The organism is Herbaspirillum rhizosphaerae (genome assembly GCF_001189965.1).
In the GTDB taxonomy this organism is placed as follows: domain Bacteria; phylum Pseudomonadota; class Gammaproteobacteria; order Burkholderiales; family Burkholderiaceae_D; genus Herbaspirillum; species Herbaspirillum rhizosphaerae.
Map to the genome: position 1 here is coordinate 1 of NZ_LFLU01000002.1, position 18,891 is coordinate 18,891.

Here is an 18,891-nt window from a genome sequence, read left to right on the forward strand (position 1 = left end):
CACGGTCGTCCGAAGAACAAACGATACAAACTACCAACAGAAGGCAAGTCGGAACAAAACACAAAGCAAAACACAAAACAAAAAACCAATCACCCCCCCATACTCTCCCTCCGAAACTCCTTAGGCGACACCCCCACCTGCCGCTTGAACAAGCGACTGAAATAAGCCGGATCCTGAAACCCCAGCTCATAAGCAATCGTCGCCACACTGGACGGCACATACGTCAGCTTGCGGCAAGCCTCCAGCATCAGCCGATGCTGCGTCATATCGAACGCCGACTGCCCCGCCAGCTTCAGGCACAGCCGATTCAGACGGCTCGGCGTCACATGCAACTGATCCGCATACGCGCCGACCAGCCACTGTTCCTTGTAATGCGTCTCCACCAGCGTGCGAAAGCGGCTGAACAGTTCAAAGTCGTTGCGCCCCGACAAATCCGCAGAACGATGATCCGCATCCAGCCGCACCAGCAGCAGCAGCACGCTGCGCGCCAGCCATTCCAGCATCAGCGTGTGGCCGAACAGCGGCCATGCGGATTCGGCGATCAGATGGCGCAGGATGGCTTCGATGCGCTCGCGGATTTCCGGCACGCCCGACAGGTCGATCGCCAGCGGTTGCAAAAACAGCGCCGAAAAAATGTCGCTGTGCAAACCGGCATCTTTGCGCTCGCCGACCGAAAACACCACGTTCTGATCCACCGTCAACACGAAACCGACCGCTTCTTCCGAGAAGTCGAAACCATGCTCGACCGAGGGGTGCAAGGTGATGACCACCGGGCCGTCACGCTCCCATACCTCGTCCTCGACCTCGGCGCGCACATGGCCTGACATTAAAAAAAGTACCTGAAAAAGGCCGCGATGCGTATGCCGCGCGATATGCCAGTCGTGGATGCGGCTGCGCGTTTCGATCAGTTCGATGTGGACGAACTCGGCGCCCTCGGCACGTACAGCCTCGCCGTAGAGAGAGAACTGAGGGACCTCGCTTGCGCGTGTTGCGGACTTCCTGGTTGCCATGCCGACACCGTTGGGAGAATTGTGAGTGTCAAAATAGTACAAGTAATTTTCGGATTCATCCATTCTTTCCCGATGCATCGGGGACTACGATGCAGGCATATAAAAAAGATTACTAACAGGAGATATGCCATGCGTACCCAAGTCGCCATCATCGGCGCCGGCCCCGCCGGTTTGCTGTTGTCCCATTTATTGCATCTGCAAGGCATCGAGTCCGTCGTGCTGGAAAGCCGCAGCCGCGCCGATATCGAAGCGACCATTCGCGCCGGCGTGCTGGAGCAGGGCACCATGGATATCCTCACCGAATCCGGTGTCGGCGAACGCATGCGCAAGGAAGGCGCCTTGCATCGCGGCATCGAACTGGCCTTCGGCGGCCGCCGCCATCGCATCGACCTGACCGAACTGACCGGCAAGGCGATCACCGTCTACGCCCAGCATGAAGTCATCAAGGATCTGGTCGCTGCGCGCCTGGCGGCGCAAGGGCAATTGCTGTTCGAAGTCAGCGAGGTCGTGCCGAAGGATGTGCAGACGGAGCAACCATCGGTCAGCTTCATGCACGGCGGGCAGGCGCAGCAATTGCAGGCCGACTTCGTGATCGGCTGCGACGGTTTCCACGGCGTGTCGCGCCCGCAGATTCCGGAAGGCGTGCGCCTGGACTATCAGCGCATCTATCCGTTCGGCTGGTTCGGCATCCTGGTGGAGTCGGCGCCGTCCTCGGACGAGCTGATCTATGCGCAACATGAGCGCGGCTTCGCGCTGGTGAGCACGCGCTCGCCGACGGTGCAACGCCTGTACTTCCAGTGCGATCCCAAGGACGACGTCAACAACTGGTCCGACGACCGTATCTGGAACGAGTTGCACACGCGGCTGGAAAGCAGCGACGGCTGGCGTCTCAAGGAAGGAAAGATTTTCCAGAAAGGCATCATCGGCATGCGCAGTTTCGTGTCGACGCCGATGCAGCACGGCCGCCTGTTCCTGGCCGGCGATGCGGCGCACATCGTGCCGCCGACCGGCGCCAAGGGCATGAACCTGGCCGTCGGCGATGTGAAGCTGCTGTCGCGCGCGCTGGATGATTTCTACAAAAAGGGCAGCAGCGACCAGCTCAATGCGTACTCGGAAACGGCGCTCAAGCGTATCTGGCGCGCGGAGTATTTTTCATGGTGGATGACCAGCATGTTGCACACCTTCGACGATGCCTCGCCGTTCCAGCAGCAGATCCAGCGCGCCGAACTGGAGAACGTCGTCAACTCGCGCGCCTTGTCGACGGCGCTGGCGGAGAACTACGTCGGGGCGTTCTAGCAAACAAAAACGGCGCATGCATGATCGCTCATGCATGCGCCACCACCTCAAGACCGAGGGACTTCACAACATCAGAAGGTGTGGCGGACGCCAGTCATCACACCGAACTGATTCATGCCGGTGCCGACGGTGCCGCCGACATCCAGAGGGATTGCCGCCGTACCGCCGTTCTTCATGTAGCCCAGCGAGGTGTACAGCGCAGTGCGTTTGGAGAGGTTGTAGGTCAGGCGCGCAACCGACAGCGTCGACTTGTTGGCAGATCCCTTGATATTCAGGCGCGCGACCTGCGCGTCCAGCACCAGCGCCGCGCTGAACGGCATCGAGAACCCCAGGTAATACAGATCGGAATTGGTGTTGACCGCTGCCGCTGCGCGCGTCTTGCGATCTATCACGCCGCCGCCGATCTTGGTGTCGCCCAGCATCGCATAGCCGTTCAGGGTAACGCGCTGATCCGTGTTGTCGCTGCTGGTGAGACCGTTGGCGGCGCCGGTATTGCCGTACATGATGTCGTAGGAGCTCGACACGCCAAAGCTTTGGCTGTCATAGGCAAGCATCGCGGTAACCTGGCGGCAGGCTTTCGCATTGCCCGCCACTTCGCCAGCACAACCGGTCGCGCTGGCGCCGCCGGCAGTGGAGGTATCGCGGCCGAAGCTGTAGGTCGCGCCTACCGTGACGCCCGAGAAGGTGCCGAGATAGCCGATGGCGTTGTCGCTGCGCGCATTCGGGATATAGGAATCGATGCTGCTGATCGAGAAGATGTTCGGTCCCATGACGTCCGACTTGGCGGTGACCAGATAAGTCATGTTGACCTGGCGGCCCAGCATCACGCTGCCGTAGTTGTTCTTCAGCCCGACGAAGGATTGGCGGCCGAACAGGCGATTGCCTTGTCCCATGCCGCCGGTGTCGACGGCAAAGCCGGACTCCAGCACGAACATCGCTTGCAGGCCGCCGCCCAGGTCCTCGCTGCCCTTGAAGCCGAGGCGCGACGGAAACGATGCCGTCAGCGTCGGCATCTTCATCACGGAGTTGCCGGCGGCATTGGCGTTGGTGGTGTAGACGACGCCCGTGTCGATAATGCCGTAAATCGTTACCTGGCTTTGCGCCATCGCCTGATGCGAGCACGCGGCGCCGAGCAGAACCAGGGTGCTGCAGACTGACTTGTTCATGATCTTCCCCATTTAAATGAAATTGCAGAATTAATGTCGGCGCCGCTGATGCCGTTGCGGGCCATTGCCGCCCGCGTTCGCCGCGCCGCCGCTATGCATCGGGCGATATTCGTCTCCATGCGCCGATGCAATGTTGTGCAAGGATTTCTGTTTTTTTGCGCTGCGTGTTGTGTGCTGCGTGCCTGCGCAATGTCGTCTCTTGTCGAAGCGATCTTAGATAAACGGGAGGATGAAAAATATCCGCCGCTTGCACGTCGGGGGCGCGCCAGTATCCGTTTTTTACGCAGATTTCAGCGCCGATGCATGGCGGTGCAAAATGTGATTTTTATGGTGCAGGAAAAAGGAAAAAACCGGTGTACGACATCAGGCTGCCGTCAGCAGCGCGACCGGCGTCTGCGCCAGCGTCAGTTGATGCAGGCGCGCATCGGACACCTTGAACGCCGACACCGAGTATTTCAGCCGCCCCGCCTGTTCCTCCAGCGATTGCGCTGCAGCGGCGACCTGTTCCACCATGGCCGCGTTCTGTTGTGTGCTCTGGTCCATCTGCGCAATGGCGGCGCCGATTTTTTCAATGCCGTGCCGCTGTTCCACCGATCCTGCGCTGATGGCGTTGACGATGTCGGAGACGGCGCTGATCGATTGCTGCACTTTGTCGACCGTGGTGCGGACATCGTGCGCCTGGCGCAAGCCGTCCTGCACCATGCCGACGGACGCATCGATGAGCACCTTGATTTCCTTCGCCGCTGCAGAAGAGCGATGCGCCAGATTGCGCACTTCGCTGGCGACCACCGCGAAACCGCGTCCCTGCGCACCGGCGCGCGCCGCTTCCACGGCGGCGTTGAGCGCCAGGATGTTGGTCTGGAAAGCGATGCCATCGATCAGCGCGGTGATCTCGGAAATCTGTTTCGAGCTCGCATCGAGTCGGCCGATGGTCTCGCTCATGGTTTGCATCGACCTGCTGCCGGACAGCGCCAGCGCGTGGGCGTCGTCGGCCAGGGTGTTGGCGCGCAGCGCGTTGTCGGTATTGCTGCGGATGGTTTCGGTCAGATGCCGCATGCTGTGCGCGGTCTGCTCCAGCGAGGCGGCCTGTTGTTCGGTGCGGATCGACAAATCCATGTTGCCGGCGGCGATCTCGCGTGTTGCGGCGGCGACCGAGGTGGTGGCGTGGACCACCTCGACCACCACGTCTTCGACGCGCTGGAGAAAGCCGTCAAAGGCGCGCGCCGAGGTGCCGAACTCATCCTTGCGCGGACTGGCGGAGCGCTTGGAAAAATCGAGGAACGACGCCATCTCGCCGAACTTGCCGGTCTGGCGATGCAAGCCGCCGCAGACCACCGTGATGAGATGGCGTGCGGCGATCAGCGCGATGCCTGCGCCGACGGTCAGGCCAGCGACGGCGACCCACAGCATCAGCGCGGCGAGCCGCCGGCCGTTTTCAGCCGCCTCGCTGGATAGGCCGGCCAGGTCCGCCGCCATCGCATGCGTGATGAAAACGGCGCAGGCTCCCAGTCCGGACAAGACCAGCGTCACCAGCAGGAACGCCAGCGTGACCTTGAATTGAATGCTGCGAAAGTAAGTGTGCATCGCGTGGTTTCCGTTCTTGTCTGATCGCGTCCTTGCCGTGGACGGCATGACGCCGCTCGTCGCCACGGACGATACAAGGGGGGTATCGTCGCGCTGATCTTAGAAGGAGTGCGCGGAAAGAAATATCCGGCGTTTGCAGATGCGTGGGGAGGCTTTGTCCGTTTTTTGCTCTTGCCTTGCTCTTGCGGGGAGTCGCGCGGAAATAAAAAATGGCATCTCGGCGATGCCATTTTTTCAAAGCGAAGATGCGCAAGAAATCAGCGCACGCAACCGCGCGTCTGCTTCGGCAACTCGCCGAAGCGTTCACGGTAATACGCCGAGAAGCGGCCGAGGTGGCCGAAGCCGAATTCGAAAGCGGTTTCGGTGATGTTGGCGCCCGGATGCGTGAGCAGGCGCTCGCGCGCGGCGTCGAGACGGATGTTGCGCAGCAGGTCCATCGGCGCCACGCCATGGTGTTGATGGCACAAGGCGTTGAGCGCACGCACGCTGACGCCGGCGGCATTGGCCAGATCGGCCAGCGCCAGCGGCGCGCACAGACGCGTGCGGATGTATTTCTCCAGCATGTCCAGGCGCTGCAGCTTGCCGGCGCCGACCAAGCCGTCGGCCGATTCGTCGGCGGCGATGCCGGCGGCAGTCGGACCGGCGGTATACGTGCTGGTCAGTTGCGACAACAGGAATTGCGCGGCGCCGCGTTCGAAATGGCTGATCCATTCGCTGTGGCCGTCGTTCTGTCCCGGCAGCGCCAGTACGCGCAATAGCGACTGGATCAGTAGATCCCAATGCGGCATCGCTTGCTCCGGCAGCAGGAACAGCGACGGCATGTTGGCAGGGCCAGGCTGGCCCTGCGCGCTGAGTTCTTCAAACAAGGCCAGCGGCACCTTCAGGATCAGCTGTTCCGAGCCTGCCTGCCACCACAGGCGCAAATTCCGTTTTGGTGCAATCAGCGCCGTCTTGCCTTGCGGGATGCACACTTTTTGGCCGTCGGATTCGATCTCGGCGGTGCCGCTCAAGGTCATGTGGACCAGTGCGAAACCGTTGAACAGGCGCGGCCGCACGATCACCTCGGCGCCGTATTTCAGCATGAAGATCTGCAACTGCCGTATCGCCGCCTTGAAGAGCACCGTATCGACGTCGTCGCCCTTCCAGAACAAATCGTGTTCCGACAATTCATTGGCGACCTGAGCGTGGCAATCCACCTTTCTGGTCGACTGGAATACACGATGTCGATAGAGCGGGGCCAGGCTGAGCGATTGGCTTATGTTCTGCATGTTAACCTCTTAACGATGTCCCGCCGAGTGGGATGGGAGGACGATAGAGACCGGGTGTTGCCGGATTGCCGGCGCGATATTTTCTGCGCCTGATCCGGGAAACGAAGATTGGATCGATGGCCGGTTCAGGTGTTCAACGACAACTGATCACGTAAAAATCAATCGGCAATCAGCCAACTGTCAGCAATTTTCATGCCCGGATTTTCGAGGGATCCCTGTGCGGGAATGGCGCACCGACCGGATTTGCGTCCGGGTGCGCGCCTGTGCGGGGAATCTGAAAGCTGCTTTTTTCCATGCTTGTCTCCTGAATGATTTTTCTTGTACGGCATTTTTTAAAACGTCGCCGGCGGCCTTGCACTGTCTTGTGCTGTCTTGTTATTGTCCATGCAGCGTTTAGATTTTATGCGCGGGTCGGTAAAACGTACAATATCAAATCGGCATCCCTGTATGCTCCGGAGGTATATTGGAACTTCGTCATCTCAAGTATTTCAACGCCGTCGCCAGCACGCTCAGTTTCAGCCGGGCGGCCGAATTGCTGCATATCGCCCAGCCGCCGCTGAGCCGGCAGATACGCCAACTGGAAGAACTGCTCGGCGCCGAACTGATCGATCGCGCATCGCGGCCGATTGCGCTGACCATGGCCGGAAAATTCTTCTACGAGCAGACCGTACAGGTATTGTCGCGGCTCGACCAGATCGAGGAAGGCACGCGCCGCATCGCCACCGGCCAGCAGCACTGGTTCAATATCGGCTTCGTGCCGTCGGCGCTGTACGGCCTGTTGCCGGAACTGATCAAACGCTTTCGCACCGAGTTGCCGGACATCGAAATCGGCTTCTCCGAAATCATGACCATGGAGCAGGTCGAGGCACTGAAGTCCGGGCGCATCGACGTCGGCTTCGGCCGCTTGCCGATCAACGATCCCGACATCGTGTGCGAAACCATCATCGAAGAGCCGCTGATGGCGGTCTTCCCGCTCGGCCATCCTTTGCTGAAAAAGACCAAGGTCGGGCTGGCCCAGCTCGCCGAAGAGAAGTTCATCCTGTATCCTGCCCGGCCGCGTCCCAGCTATGCCGACCAGGTGCTGGAAATCTTCGCCAGCCGCGGCCTGAAACCCACCATCGTCAAAGAAGCCAACGAGATGCAGACCGCCATCGGCCTGGTCGCCGCCGGCGTCGGCGTGGCCCTGGTGCCGCGCTCGGTGCAAGGTCTGCATCGCGCCGACGTGGTGTACCGGCCGCTGGCGAACAAGGGCGTGTTCTCGCCCGTCATCATGAACTTCCGCGCCAGCGACCGTTCCGTCTTGCTGGAAAAACTGCGTTCGACCGCAGCGCATATTGTGCAGCAGGACGTGCCGCAGGAGCGCGAGCAAGGACCATGACGCCCGGGTTCGGCGTGCTCAGGCCAGGAATCTTTCCAGACCCGCGGTGAATTCCTCGCTCGCTTCAACATTGGATAAATGCGAAGCCGCCAGTTCCAGATACTCCGCGCCGGCAATTTTGTCCTGCAGGAAACGGGCGTCGGCCACCGTCGTCACCGGATCGTGACGCCCGGCGACCAGCAAGGTCGGCGCTTCAATCCGGGACACCTGGTCGCGCAGATCGGCAACGGCCAGCGCCGTGCAGCAGGCGGCGTATCCGCGCGGCGAGCAATGACGCAGGTCGCTCACCATGGCGTCGACCAGAACCGGCGCACGGGCAATGAATTCCGGCGTGAACCAGCGTCCGGCGGCGCCGTCGGCGACACCGTCCATGCCATTGCCGGCGACTTGCGCCGCGCGGCTGCGCCATCCTTCTTCGGCGCCGATGCGCGCAGCGGAATTGGCGACGATCAGGCGCTGCAGGCGATCACCTGCATGGATGCCCAGCCACAAGCCGATGATGCCGCCCATGGAAATACCGCAGAAATTCACCTTGTCCAGTTTGAGCCGGTCCAGCAGATCGATCACGTCCTGCCCCAGTTGCGCCAGCGTCAGGGAATCGGCGGCGCCGGGACTTTCGCCATGGCCGCGGGTGTCGTAGCGCAAGATCCGGTAGTGCGCGCGCAAGGCGCGGGCCTGGCTTTCCCACAGCGACATGGTGGTTCCCAGCGAGTTGGAGAACATCAGGACCGGCGCATCCGGCGGGCCTTCCAGGGTATAAGACATCAGTGCTGCGGGCGTAGTCGTCATGGCTTTTCCTGCGTGCTGCTTTCATGTAAAACAAATCAGGCCATGCGCGGGCATGGCCTGATGTCGTATCGTGTGTTTTCCGTCCGGCTTATGCCGCGGCGCGATCGCGCTGGATCTCCGCCTTCGGCAAATCCGCCTGTTCGGCATGCAGCATGAAGTCGAAGTCGATGGAGTAAAACGGTGTATCCACTTCCTGCTTGCGGATCGCAGCAGGATCGGTGACATGCGTCATCTCCGGCACCAGGCCTTCGCGGGTGGCGAACGCGAAGTCGTCCCACAGGTATGGATCGCCGGCGATGTTGATCTGGGTGGTCAGCTTGCGATAGCCGGGGGCGGAGACAAAGAAATGGATGTGCGCAGGGCGGGTGCCGTGGCGTCCCAGTTTCTTGAGCAACTGATCGGTGGCGCCGCCCGGAGGAACGCTGTAGCCGACCGGTACGCGACTGCGCAAACGGTAGCGGCCTTCCGCATCGGTGCGGATGCTGCTGCGCAGATTGAACGGCGTCTGGCTCGGATCGAAGAAGGAATAGCTGCCCAGGTGATTGGCGTGCCAGACTTCCACCAGCGCATGCGCCAGCGGCTTGCCGTCCTTGTCGCGCACCTGGCCCTGCATGAACAGCGTCTCGCCCGGTTGCTCATCCTGGTCGAGGCGCGCAAAGCCTTTCTGCTCCGGCGCGCCGGCTACGTACAGCGGACCTTCGATGGTGCGCGGCGTGCCGCCGGCGATGCCCTGGCGCGCTTCCGCCTCATCCATGCGCAGGTCGAGGAAATGCTCGAAGCCCAGGCCGGCTGCGATCAGGCCGTATTCGCCGGATTGTCCGGCAGCGGTCAGATAATGAACGGCAGACCAAAATTCTTCAGGCTGGACATCAAGCTCTTCGATCGTGTGGAACAGATCGCGCACAATGCGGTTAACAATCTCTTTGACACGCTGGTCTCCTTGCCCGGTCTCGGTGCTTTCGATTTTTTGCAGTACGGCGTCTATCGTTTTCTTGTCCATGTTGGTCTCTCTCGTCTCTGATTGGCTTTTGGCTTGGTGCAGCTTGGTGTCTTGATCTCAGCGTTCGTCATCGTGAATCGAAGACGGGTGGCGGCACAGCGCCTCGACTTCGATTTTCATGTAGGGAAACAGCGGCAGGCTCAGCAGCAGCTCGTGCAGCTCGGTCGAACTGGCGACGTCGAAGATGCTGACGTTGGCGTAGCGTCCCACCACGCGCCACAGGTGACGCCATTTTCCGGCGCGCTGCAGACTCTGCGCCAGCTCGCGCTCGCGGCTCTTGAGCGCATCGGCGGTTTCCTTGGGCATGGTGTGCGGCAGCTGCACATCCATCGTGACTTTAAACAGCATATTGTCTCCTGTTCAGTGTAATGGGTGATGTCGGGGCGGCGCTCAGGACAGCGACACCAGCGTGGCTTTCCGGTCGCGCCGCAGGAAATTCACGCGCTCTTCGTCCAGCGTGATGCCAAGGCCGGGCCCGTCCGGCAGCTCCAGCGAAAAATCGCGATAGCGCAGCGGCACGGTGAGAATTTCTTCCGTCAGCAATAGCGGACCGAACAGTTCGGTGCCCCACGCCAAGTTGGAAAACGTCGAAAACAATTGCGCCGAGGCCATCGTGCCGATCGCGCCTTCGAGCATGGTGCCGCCGTACAGATCCACGCTGGCGGCCGTCGCGATGGCGGCGACCTGCTGGGCGCCGGTCAGGCCGCCCGACTGCGTGATCTTTACCGCAAAGACGTCGGCAGCGCCGCCTTGTGCGACCTTGTAGGCGTCGACCGGGCCGTGCAGGGTTTCGTCTGCCATCAGCGGAATCCGGTTCTTGTCGCGCAGGCGGCGCAGGCCGTCGAGATTGCCGGCGGCGATGGGTTGCTCCACCAGATCGACGCCGGCGTGTTCCAGCAACTGCATGCCGAGCATGGCGTCGGCTTCGCTCCAGGCCTGGTTGACGTCGACCCGCACGCTGGCGCGATCGCCGACGGCGCGCTTGATGGCGGCGACATGGGCGGCGTCGTCGCGCACCGCGCGCGCACCGATCTTCAGCTTGAAGATGTTATGCCGGCGCAGCGACAGCATTTTTTCCGCTTCGTCGATATCGCGTGCGGTGTCGCCGCTGGCCAGGGTCCAGGCAATCGGAAGAGAGTTACGCACACGGCCGCCGAACAGGCTGCTGAGCGGCACGCCGAGCCGCTTTGCCAGCGCATCGCTGAGCGCAGTTTCAATCGCACATTTGGCGAAGCGGTTGCCTTGCACGTTGTCATTCAGCGTCTGCATGCGTGCGGCGACCTGGTTGGCGTCGGCGCCGGTCAGCAGTGGCGTCATGTAGGTATCGATGTTGACCTTGATGCTTTCCGGGCTTTCTTCTCCATAGGCCAGTCCGCCGATGGTGGTGGCTTCGCCGCATCCCGTCACGCCGTCGTTGCCGGTAATGCGCACCAGCACCAGCGTCTGGCGATGCATGGTGGTCATCGACAGGCGATGCGGCCGGATGGTCGGGACGTCGAGCAGGATGACGTCGACGGTTTCGATGGAGGCGGGTGACAGGCTCAAGATAAAAATCCGGTTTCAGGTTGTTTGCCGAATCATAGGAACAAACCGGCGCGGCTGTCCAAGACCGATTTCGATACCTTGCATACCTGTTGGGTATAACGTGCACAGCCGGAACGCTTGCGGCGCTGCGCCGCGGTGCAGCAATAAAACCGGCGCTGCCGGCGCCTTGCAAGAAACGGATAGCGTAAGGGCCCAAGCTTGCAAATGGCGGATATTGCGGGGGAAGTGCTTTCCCTATGATGGGGCATCTGCTGGGTCAGGCATGGCCCGGTGTTTACCCAGGAATGAGGACACGCTTCATGAACAATACACCCCGGCTTGAGCAGCAAGGCTACGCCCCATTGCTGCAGTTCCCGCGCACGGACGGCTCGCGCACTCCTTATAAAGTGTTCAGCTCGCAGGAGGTCTACGACCTTGAGCAGGAGCGCATCTATCGCGGCGAGACCTGGAGCTTTCTCGCGCTGGAAGCGGAGATCCCCAACAACGGCGACTATAAAAGTACCTTCGTCGGCGACACGCCGGTAGTCGTCACGCGCACCGAAGACGGCGCGCTCGCGGCCTGGGTCAACAAGTGCGCGCACCGCGGCGCCATCGTCTGCCGCACGCCGCGCGGCAACGCCACCTCGCACAGCTGCGCCTATCACCAGTGGAGTTTCGACACGCGCGGCAACCTGCTGGGCGTGCCGTTCCGTCGCGGCCAGAAGGGCGCCGCCGGCATGGCCAAGGATTTCGATCCGAAATGCCACGGCCTGCGCCAGTTGCGCGTAGAAAGCTATCGCGGCCTGGTGTTCGCCAGCTTCAGCGCGACCGTCGAACCGCTGGCCGACTACATCGGTGCCGAAATGCGCCCGTGGATCGATCGCATCTTCCACAAGCCCATCGTCTACCTCGGCTGCACGCGCCAGTACTCCAAGTCGAACTGGAAGCTGTATCTGGAAAACGTCAAGGATCCCTACCACGCCAGCCTGCTGCACCTGTTCCACACCACGTTCAACATCTTCCGCGTGGGCATGAAGGCGCGTTCGATCGCCGACAAGCATCACGGCCTGCACAGCATCATCACGGCGACCAAGAACGAAACCGAAACTTCGGACGCCTACAAGCAACAGGCGATCCGTTCCTTCGATGAAGGCTTCCAGCTGGAAGATCCGTCGGTGCTCGGCCAGATCAAAGAGTACGAAGAGATGACCACCAACCACATCCAGCCGATCTTCCCGCAGCTGGTGGTGCAGCAGATCCACAACACGCTGGTGGCGCGCCAGTTGCTACCGAAGGGGCCGGGCAACTTCGAACTGATCTTCCATTTCTTCGGCTATGCCGACGACACGCCGGAGTTGCGCGCGCTGCGCATCAAGCAGGCCAACCTGGTGGGGCCGGCCGGTTACATCTCCATGGAAGACACCGAGGCAACGGAGCTGGTGCAGCGCGGCACTGCCCGTGATCCCAATGATTGCTCGGTAATGGACATGGCGAAAGACAGCCCCGATCAGGAAGACACGTTGATTACCGAGAGTCTGATTCGCAAGTTCTGGCTCGGCTATCAGAAGCTGATGGGCTTCGAGAGCATCGAAAAAGCATAACGACGCACAACAAAGCATTCACAGTATTCAGAGTATTAGCGAGGCATACAAGATGGAAAAAATGACACTGTGGTTTGAACTCCACCAATTGCAGGAAAACTATATCCACGCGCTCGACAACGACCGCCTGGAAGACTGGCCGGAATTCTTTACCGACGACTGCCTGTACGAGATCGTCCCGCGCGAGAACGCCGACGCCGGCCTGCCGATCGGCATCATCTATTGCGACAGCAAGAAGATGCTGCGCGACCGCGTGCTGTCGCTGCGCCACGCCAACATCTACGAAGAGCACACCTACCGCCACATGACCTCGGGCCTGATCTTCAAGCCGGTGGACGACAACACCGTGGAAGCCGAATCGAGTTACGTCGTGATCCAGACGCTGCAAAACGGCGAGTCTTTCGTGTACCAGGCCGGCCGCTATCTCGACCGCGTGGTCAGGACCGACGCCGGTTGGCGCTACGCCAGCCGCCGCGTGATTTACGACACGCTGCGCGTGCCGACTTTGCTGGCCACGCCGATCTGAGGAACGTCATGAGCGATTGGTTCGATGTCGGCAATGCCGATGATTTCGGCGATGGCGAGGTGGCGCCCGTCGTGGCCGGCGGCCAGCCGGTGGCGCTGTTTCGTCTCGGCGAGGATTTGTTTGCCCTGAAAGACCTGTGCACCCACGGCAACGCCAAATTGTCCGACGGCTATGTCGAGGACGGTTGTGTCGAGTGCCCGTTGCATCAGGGACTGTTCGACATCCGCAGCGGCGCGCCGCGCTGTGCGCCGGTGACCGAAGCGGTGCGCAGTTTTCCGGTGCGGGTGGTGGCAGGGCGAGTGGAGATCGGCATGGGCGCCGCCGCGCAGCAAGAGGCCGCTCCCGCAGTGCAAAAAATGCAGGCGACGATTTACGCCATCACGCGCGCTGCGCCGGATGTGGCGGTGCTGCAGCTGCGCTGCGACGGCGCCGAGCTGGCCTATCAGGCCGGGCAGTACATCGACGTACTGCTGGCCGACGGCCAGCGCCGCAGCTATTCGATGGCCACGCACGCTGACGGCAGCCCCGACATGCTGGAGCTGCATGTGCGCCATTTGCCGGGCGGTCTGTTCACCGACCGCGTCTTCGGCGGACTGCAAGAGGGCGAGATTTTGCAGCTCGAAGGACCGGGCGGCAATTTCTATTTGCGCGATGGCGCGAGCCCTGTCATTCTACTGGCCAGTGGCACGGGATTTGCTCCGATCAAAGCGCTGGTCGAAGAGGCAATCGCAAAGAACAACAACCGGCCGATGCGTCTGTATTGGGGAGGACGCAGACAGGCCGACCTGTACATGGATGCGCTGTGCCGCGACTGGGCGGCGCGCCTGCCGTGGTTTGAATACGTGCCGGTGCTATCCGAAGCGGACGGCGCCTCCGGCTCCGGCTGGAATGGGCGCACAGGCTTCGTTCATCAGGTCGTCATGCAAGACATCCCCGATATGCAGCAATACCAGGTCTACGCCTGCGGTGCGCCGGTGGTGGTCGAATCGGCACGGCGCGATTTCACCGGCAGTTGCGGTTTGCCTGAAACGGATTTTTTTGCAGATGCATTTTTGTCGAAGGCCGACAGCCGGAATTGACGGTTGAAGATTCACGGTTCTGCGTGCAAGCGCGTCTGCGAAACAGATTTTTACCACGTATCTTTCATCCACCATGGGGAGTTTTGGCATGAATCGAATAACAACAATGGCAGGCGCGGTCTTACTGGCGCTGGCGGCAGGTGCAAGCGTCGGCGCGCAGGCGGCGGACGTCGTCAAGATCGGCTTTCTGACCACCTTGAGCGGCCCGGCCAGCGCGCCCGGCGTCGACGAACGCGACGGCTTCATGCTGGCGTTGAAAACCCTGGGCGGCAAGCTCGGCGGCGTGCGCGCCGAAGTCATCACCGTGGATGACCAGTTCAGCCCCGACGCCGCCAAGCAAGGTGCGGATCGTCTGCTCAAGCGCGAGAAGGTCGATATCCTGACCGGCTTCGTGTATTCGAATATCTTGCTGGCCGTGGCGCCGGCGGCGTTCGCCAGCAAGACCGTGGTGATCAGCGCCAATGCCGGTCCGGCCCAGTTCGCCGGTGCCGGTTGCTCGCCGTATTTTTTCAGCGCCAGCTACCAGAACGACGCTACGCACGAAGCTGCCGGCAAGCTGATGGCCGACAAAGGTTACAAGCGCGTCGCCGTCATCGCGCCGAATTATCCCGCCGGCAAAGATGCCTCGGCCGGCTTCAAGCGCTTTCTGAAAAAGGAACCGGCGATCGAGTTGTTTCCCAAACTCGGCCAGCTGGATTTCGCCACTGAAATCGCCCAGCTGCGCGCCGCCAACATCGACGCCGTGTATTTCTTCCTGCCGGGCGGCATGGGCGTCAACTTCGTCAAGCAATACGCCGCAGCGGGCATGGATCCCAAGATTGTGCGCGTGATGCCGGCCTATGATGCCGACCAGCAGATGCTGTCCAATGGCGACCTGCTCGCGGGTGTGGCCAACACCGGTCAATGGTCGGCCGACTTGCCGAACGAACAGAACCGTGCATTCGTGGCGGCTTTCGTCAAGGAATACGGCCGTCAGCCGTCGATGTATTCCTCGCAGGCGTATGACGCCGCGATGCTGATCGACAGCGCCGTCAAGGCCGTCGGCGGCAAGGTGGAAAATCGTGAAGCGCTGATCGCCGCCATCAAGGCTGCCAACTTCAAGTCGGTGCGCGGCGGTTTCAAGTTTGCAGCCAACCACTATCCGATCCAGAATCAATATGCCCGCGTGATCACCAAAGCCGCCGACGGCAAATACATCAACAACATGACGCAGACGCTGATGACAGATCACGTCGACGCCTATGTCGGCGAATGCAAGATGCAATAAGGGACGATCTTGGCCAATCTGATTTTTGAGCAAGTGCTCAACAGCCTGCAGTTCGGCGTCATGCTGTTCCTGATCGCCTCGGGATTGACGCTGATCTTCGGCGTGATGAACTTCGTCAACCTGGCGCACGGCAGCTTCTTCATGATCGGCGCCTATCTGGCGGCGTACATCGCAGGTGCTACCGGTTCGTTCTGGCTTGGCTTGCTGGGCGCACTGCCGGCCACGGCCGCGATCGGCTTCCTGCTGGAGTGGCTGGTGTTCCGCCGGCTCTACAAGAAGGACCACATGGTGCATGTGCTGGCGACGTTCGCACTGATCCTGATCTTCAACGACGGCGTGCGCATGATCTGGGGGCCGCAGCCGCTGCCGCTGAATATGCCGGCGGCGTTTGCGGGTCCGGTGATGCTGTTCGGCTTGCCGTACTCCAGTTATCGTCTGCTGGTGATGGCGGTGGGCATCGTGGTGGCGATCGGCTTGTATCTGCTGATTAACCGCACCCGGCTCGGCATGTGGGTGCGCGCCGGTTCCAATAATCTGGAAATGGTCACGGCGATGGGCATCAACATCCGCCTGCTGTTTCGCCTGGTGTTCAGCTTCGGTCTGGTGCTGGCAGCGCTGGCCGGCATCATGCTCGGCCCGCTGGTGGCGGTGCAGGCCGGCATGGGCGACGACGTGCTGATCCTGGCCTTTGTGGTGGTGGTCATCGGCGGCATCGGTTCGGTGCCGGGGGCGGCGGTCGGCGCCCTGATCGTGGGTGTGGTCGACACGCTCGGCCGCGGCCTGCTGCCGCAACTGTTCGCTCTCTTTCTCAGCGCCGACGCCGCCGCATCGGTCGGTCCGGCGCTGGGCTCGATGATGATTTATCTGGTAATGATCGCGGTGCTGTTCTGGCGTCCCAGCGGTTTGTTCCCTGCTCGTTCCTGAGGATGTCCATGCAACGTTTGTTTTTGCTGTTCTTTGTCGTGCTGGCGGTGCTGCTGCCGGTGCTGGCGCAGGCCGCCGGGATGGAGTATTACATCGGCGTGCTGACGCGCATTCTGATTTTTGCGATTGTCGCTTCCAGCCTCAACTTCATCCTCGGCTACGGCGGCATGGTCAGTTTCGGCCATGCGGTGTTCTTCGGCCTGGGCGCTTATGTGACGGCGATCGCCAGTTTCCACGGCGTCACCAGCGCCTGGGTGATCTGGCTGTTCGCTGCGGTGGTGTCGGCGCTGGCGGGGCTGGCCATCGGCGCTATCGCACTGCGTACGCGCGCCGTTTACTTCATCATGATCACGATGGCGCTGGCGCAGCTGTTCTATTACTTCTTCGTCGGCTTCCGCTATTACGGCGGCGACGACGGCATCCAGATCAACGGCCGTCCGGTAATCGGGCTCGGCCTCGACATCAGCGGCGACAATGGCTTTTACTGGCTGGTGCTGGCCTGGCTGCTGGCGGTGCACGTGTTGCTGGCGCGCTTGCTGAAGTCGCGCTTCGGCCTGGCGCTCAATGCGATGCGCGAGAACGAGCGGCGCGCACAGGCCATCGGTTACCCGACCTTGCGCTACAAGCTGGCGGCATTCGTGATCGCCGCCGTGATCGCCGGCATCGCCGGCAGCCTGATCGGCATGAGCAATCTGTTCGCCAGCCCCAAACTGTTGCACTGGTCGCAGTCCGGTATTTTGCTGGTGATGGTGGCGCTGGGCGGCGTCGGTTATTTCTACGGCGGCCTGCTCGGTGCGGCGGTATTCCTGCTGCTGGAAGAAATCCTCTCCACGCATTTCGAATACTGGCAAATCTATGTCGGCCTGATCTTGCTGCTGGTGGTGATGGTGGCGCCGCGCGGCGTCAGCTCATTGATGAGCATCGGCAAGTCCTTGAAGCAGGGAGAACAACATGGCGCATGATGCATTCTTTGCCTTGTCTGTAAAGGGACTGAAAAAGAGCTACGGCGGCCTCGCCGCCACGCGCGATGTGGAACTCGATATCGCACAAGGCCATGTCCACGCCATCATCGGCCCCAACGGCGCCGGCAAGACGACCTTGTTGTCGCTGCTGTCGGGCGCGCTGGCGGCGGATGCGGGCGAGATCTTCCTGTTCGGCGAAGCGATGCACGGACGCGCCGAGCAATCGCGCGTCGGCGCCGGCCTGGCCCGTTCATTCCAGATCACCAGCGTGTTCGACGAACTGAGCGTGCTGGAGAATCTGCAAGTCGCCGTGCAGCGCCGCCAGCATGTCAGCTATGGATTCTTCCACAGCAGCGCGCAGGACCAAGAAGCACAGGAGACGGCGCTGATGGTCGCGCGCCGCGTCGGCCTGGAAAAATTCGCGCATCAGTTGGCGTCGCAGTTGTCGCATGGCGCGCGCCGTCGTCTCGACGTCGGCCTTGCCATCGCGTGCAAGCCGCGCGTGCTGCTGATGGATGAGCCGATGGCAGGCATGGGCCACGAAGAGTCGGGCGAGATGATTGCGTTGATCCAATCCCTGAAGCAGGAGCTGACCGTGGTGCTGGTCGAGCACGACATGGACGCCGTGTTCGCGCTGGCCGATCGCATCACGGTGCTGGTGCAGGGCGCGGTGCTGGCGACCGGCAGCGTGGACGAGATTCGCGCCAATGCCGAAGTCAAGCTGGCCTATCTCGGCGAAGAGGAAGGGGACGAAATGCGAGGGGAAACAGCATGAGCGCACTGTTGGAAGTGTCCGGACTGACCGGCGGCTATGGTTCCAGCCAGGTGCTGTTCGGCATCGATATGCGCGTCAACGAAGGCGAAGTCGTCACGCTGCTCGGCCGCAACGGCATGGGCAAGACCACCACCCTGCGCACCATCCTCGGGCTGAACCGTCCGACCGGCGGCGAGGTCTCGTTTCGCGGCCAGCCCATCCACGCGCACAGCGCCGACAACATCGCGCGCCGCGGCATCGCCATCGTTCCGGAAGGGCGGCAGATTTTCAAAAACCTCAGCGTCGAAGAAAACCTGTCCGCTTTTGCGGCGCGTCGCAACGGTCGCGACAATCCGTGGACGCTGGAGAAGATCTATCAGCAATTCCCGCGCCTGAAAGAACGCCGCAGCAACGGCGGCGCGCAGCTCTCCGGCGGCGAACAGCAGATGCTGGCCATCGGCCGCGCGCTGATGACCAATCCGCATCTGCTGATCCTGGATGAAGCCACCGAAGGCCTGGCGCCGCTGGTGCGCGAAGAAATCTGGTCTTGCCTGAAAGCCTTGCGCGAGTATGGCCTGACCATCATCGTCATCGACAAATACATCAAGCGCCTGATCGGTTTTGCCGACCAGCATACGATCCTGGAAAAGGGTAAAGTCGTCTGGCAGGGCGATTCGGCGCAACTCTCGGCGCAGCCGGATTTGTGGGATCGCTACCTGAGCGTTTAAATCATTTCAAGCCATGCAAGAGCGAGGAACAAGCG

The 18,891-nt window shown here is 61.4% G+C and carries 18 protein-coding genes; 10 read left to right on the forward strand and 8 right to left on the reverse strand.

What is annotated here, in order from left to right; genetic code table 11:
• Nucleotides 1–89: 89 nt before the first annotated feature.
• Nucleotides 90–1,010, reverse strand: a complete 921-nt coding sequence (locus AKL25_RS02745; RefSeq protein WP_050476593.1) for a helix-turn-helix domain-containing protein — start codon at nucleotides 1,008–1,010, stop codon at nucleotides 90–92.
• A gap of 129 nt (nucleotides 1,011–1,139) precedes the next feature.
• Here AKL25_RS02745 and AKL25_RS02750 point away from each other — a divergent pair, with 129 nt between their 5' ends.
• Nucleotides 1,140–2,306 carry a 4-hydroxybenzoate 3-monooxygenase gene (locus AKL25_RS02750; protein WP_050476132.1) on the forward strand — a complete coding sequence of 389 codons (1,167 nt, stop codon included), beginning with the start codon at nucleotides 1,140–1,142 and terminating at the stop codon, nucleotides 2,304–2,306.
• Between the two features lie 71 nt (nucleotides 2,307–2,377).
• Here the strand turns inward: AKL25_RS02750 and AKL25_RS02755 are convergent, their stop codons facing one another.
• From AKL25_RS02755 to AKL25_RS02765, 3 genes are all read right to left on the reverse strand, one after another.
• On the reverse strand, nucleotides 2,378–3,472 hold the full coding sequence (locus AKL25_RS02755) for a porin (RefSeq protein ID WP_050476594.1): 1,095 nt from the start codon (nucleotides 3,470–3,472) through the stop codon (nucleotides 2,378–2,380).
• Nucleotides 3,473–3,835: 363 nt separating this feature from the next.
• Nucleotides 3,836–5,056 carry a methyl-accepting chemotaxis protein gene (locus tag AKL25_RS02760; RefSeq protein WP_050476133.1) on the reverse strand — a complete coding sequence of 407 codons (1,221 nt, stop codon included), beginning with the start codon at nucleotides 5,054–5,056 and terminating at the stop codon, nucleotides 3,836–3,838.
• A 257-nt stretch (nucleotides 5,057–5,313) separates the two neighbouring features.
• On the reverse strand, nucleotides 5,314–6,324 hold the full coding sequence (locus tag AKL25_RS02765; protein WP_050476134.1) for an AraC family transcriptional regulator: 1,011 nt from the start codon (nucleotides 6,322–6,324) through the stop codon (nucleotides 5,314–5,316).
• Nucleotides 6,325–6,787: 463 nt separating this feature from the next.
• Here AKL25_RS02765 and AKL25_RS02770 point away from each other — a divergent pair, with 463 nt between their 5' ends.
• The gene (locus AKL25_RS02770) at nucleotides 6,788–7,702 is read left to right on the forward strand and encodes a LysR family transcriptional regulator (protein WP_050476135.1); all 915 of its coding nucleotides are present in this window, start codon (nucleotides 6,788–6,790) and stop codon (nucleotides 7,700–7,702) included.
• 18 nt (nucleotides 7,703–7,720) lie between these two features.
• Here AKL25_RS02770 and pcaD read toward each other — a convergent pair whose 3' ends face one another.
• The 4 genes from pcaD to AKL25_RS02790 form a co-directional block, all read right to left on the reverse strand.
• Nucleotides 7,721–8,491 carry a 3-oxoadipate enol-lactonase gene (pcaD, locus tag AKL25_RS02775; RefSeq protein WP_050476136.1) on the reverse strand — a complete coding sequence of 257 codons (771 nt, stop codon included), beginning with the start codon at nucleotides 8,489–8,491 and terminating at the stop codon, nucleotides 7,721–7,723.
• 88 nt (nucleotides 8,492–8,579) lie between these two features.
• The gene (gene catA / locus AKL25_RS02780; RefSeq protein ID WP_050476137.1) at nucleotides 8,580–9,491 is read right to left on the reverse strand and encodes a catechol 1,2-dioxygenase; all 912 of its coding nucleotides are present in this window, start codon (nucleotides 9,489–9,491) and stop codon (nucleotides 8,580–8,582) included.
• A gap of 57 nt (nucleotides 9,492–9,548) precedes the next feature.
• Nucleotides 9,549–9,839, reverse strand: a complete 291-nt coding sequence (gene catC, locus AKL25_RS02785) for a muconolactone Delta-isomerase (protein WP_050476138.1) — start codon at nucleotides 9,837–9,839, stop codon at nucleotides 9,549–9,551.
• A 42-nt stretch (nucleotides 9,840–9,881) separates the two neighbouring features.
• A complete protein-coding gene (locus tag AKL25_RS02790; RefSeq protein WP_050476139.1) occupies nucleotides 9,882–11,036 on the reverse strand; it encodes a muconate/chloromuconate family cycloisomerase in 1,155 nt (384 codons plus the stop codon).
• A gap of 299 nt (nucleotides 11,037–11,335) precedes the next feature.
• On the opposite strand from AKL25_RS02790, the gene andAc reads away from it, so the two are divergent.
• From andAc to AKL25_RS02830, 8 genes are all read left to right on the forward strand, one after another.
• Entirely contained in the window at nucleotides 11,336–12,616 is a 1,281-nt protein-coding gene (andAc, locus tag AKL25_RS02795; RefSeq protein WP_050476140.1) for an anthranilate 1,2-dioxygenase large subunit AndAc, read from the forward strand.
• Between the two features lie 52 nt (nucleotides 12,617–12,668).
• Nucleotides 12,669–13,142, forward strand: coding sequence for an anthranilate 1,2-dioxygenase small subunit AndAd (andAd, locus tag AKL25_RS02800; RefSeq protein ID WP_050476141.1), 474 nt, complete (start codon nucleotides 12,669–12,671; stop codon nucleotides 13,140–13,142).
• A gap of 8 nt (nucleotides 13,143–13,150) precedes the next feature.
• Nucleotides 13,151–14,221 carry an anthranilate 1,2-dioxygenase ferredoxin subunit AndAb gene (andAb, locus tag AKL25_RS02805; protein WP_050476142.1) on the forward strand — a complete coding sequence of 357 codons (1,071 nt, stop codon included), beginning with the start codon at nucleotides 13,151–13,153 and terminating at the stop codon, nucleotides 14,219–14,221.
• A gap of 88 nt (nucleotides 14,222–14,309) precedes the next feature.
• The gene (locus tag AKL25_RS02810) at nucleotides 14,310–15,488 is read left to right on the forward strand and encodes an ABC transporter substrate-binding protein (protein WP_050476143.1); all 1,179 of its coding nucleotides are present in this window, start codon (nucleotides 14,310–14,312) and stop codon (nucleotides 15,486–15,488) included.
• Between the two features lie 9 nt (nucleotides 15,489–15,497).
• Nucleotides 15,498–16,412, forward strand: a complete 915-nt coding sequence (locus AKL25_RS02815) for a branched-chain amino acid ABC transporter permease (RefSeq protein ID WP_083444552.1) — start codon at nucleotides 15,498–15,500, stop codon at nucleotides 16,410–16,412.
• Between the two features lie 8 nt (nucleotides 16,413–16,420).
• Nucleotides 16,421–17,374: a branched-chain amino acid ABC transporter permease gene (locus AKL25_RS02820; RefSeq protein WP_050476596.1), complete on the forward strand. Its 954-nt coding sequence runs from the start codon at nucleotides 16,421–16,423 to the stop codon at nucleotides 17,372–17,374.
• Nucleotides 17,364–18,149, forward strand: a complete 786-nt coding sequence (locus AKL25_RS02825; protein WP_050476144.1) for an ABC transporter ATP-binding protein — start codon at nucleotides 17,364–17,366, stop codon at nucleotides 18,147–18,149. The genes AKL25_RS02820 and AKL25_RS02825 overlap by 11 nt, the downstream gene beginning before the upstream one ends.
• Nucleotides 18,146–18,856, forward strand: coding sequence for an ABC transporter ATP-binding protein (locus AKL25_RS02830; protein ID WP_050476145.1), 711 nt, complete (start codon nucleotides 18,146–18,148; stop codon nucleotides 18,854–18,856). Before AKL25_RS02825 ends, AKL25_RS02830 begins: the two co-directional genes overlap by 4 nt.
• Nucleotides 18,857–18,891: the final 35 nt, after the last annotated feature.

Excerpts from the sequence above, each read along its gene's own strand:
- AKL25_RS02745 (WP_050476593.1), bottom strand. The coding sequence starts at position 1,010 with ATGGCAACCAGGAAGTCCGCAACACGCGCAAGCGAGGTCCCTCAGTTC.
- AKL25_RS02750 (WP_050476132.1), top strand. The coding sequence starts at position 1,140 with ATGCGTACCCAAGTCGCCATCATCGGCGCCGGCCCCGCCGGTTTGCTG.
- AKL25_RS02755 (WP_050476594.1), bottom strand. The coding sequence starts at position 3,472 with ATGAACAAGTCAGTCTGCAGCACCCTGGTTCTGCTCGGCGCCGCGTGC.
- AKL25_RS02760 (WP_050476133.1), bottom strand. The coding sequence starts at position 5,056 with ATGCACACTTACTTTCGCAGCATTCAATTCAAGGTCACGCTGGCGTTC.
- AKL25_RS02765 (WP_050476134.1), bottom strand. The coding sequence starts at position 6,324 with ATGCAGAACATAAGCCAATCGCTCAGCCTGGCCCCGCTCTATCGACAT.
- pcaD (WP_050476136.1), bottom strand. The coding sequence starts at position 8,491 with ATGACGACTACGCCCGCAGCACTGATGTCTTATACCCTGGAAGGCCCG.
- catA (WP_050476137.1), bottom strand. The coding sequence starts at position 9,491 with ATGGACAAGAAAACGATAGACGCCGTACTGCAAAAAATCGAAAGCACC.
- catC (WP_050476138.1), bottom strand. The coding sequence starts at position 9,839 with ATGCTGTTTAAAGTCACGATGGATGTGCAGCTGCCGCACACCATGCCC.
- andAc (WP_050476140.1), top strand. The coding sequence starts at position 11,336 with ATGAACAATACACCCCGGCTTGAGCAGCAAGGCTACGCCCCATTGCTG.
- andAd (WP_050476141.1), top strand. The coding sequence starts at position 12,669 with ATGGAAAAAATGACACTGTGGTTTGAACTCCACCAATTGCAGGAAAAC.
- andAb (WP_050476142.1), top strand. The coding sequence starts at position 13,151 with ATGAGCGATTGGTTCGATGTCGGCAATGCCGATGATTTCGGCGATGGC.
- AKL25_RS02810 (WP_050476143.1), top strand. The coding sequence starts at position 14,310 with ATGAATCGAATAACAACAATGGCAGGCGCGGTCTTACTGGCGCTGGCG.
- AKL25_RS02820 (WP_050476596.1), top strand. The coding sequence starts at position 16,421 with ATGCAACGTTTGTTTTTGCTGTTCTTTGTCGTGCTGGCGGTGCTGCTG.
- AKL25_RS02825 (WP_050476144.1), top strand. The coding sequence starts at position 17,364 with ATGGCGCATGATGCATTCTTTGCCTTGTCTGTAAAGGGACTGAAAAAG.
- AKL25_RS02830 (WP_050476145.1), top strand. The coding sequence starts at position 18,146 with ATGAGCGCACTGTTGGAAGTGTCCGGACTGACCGGCGGCTATGGTTCC.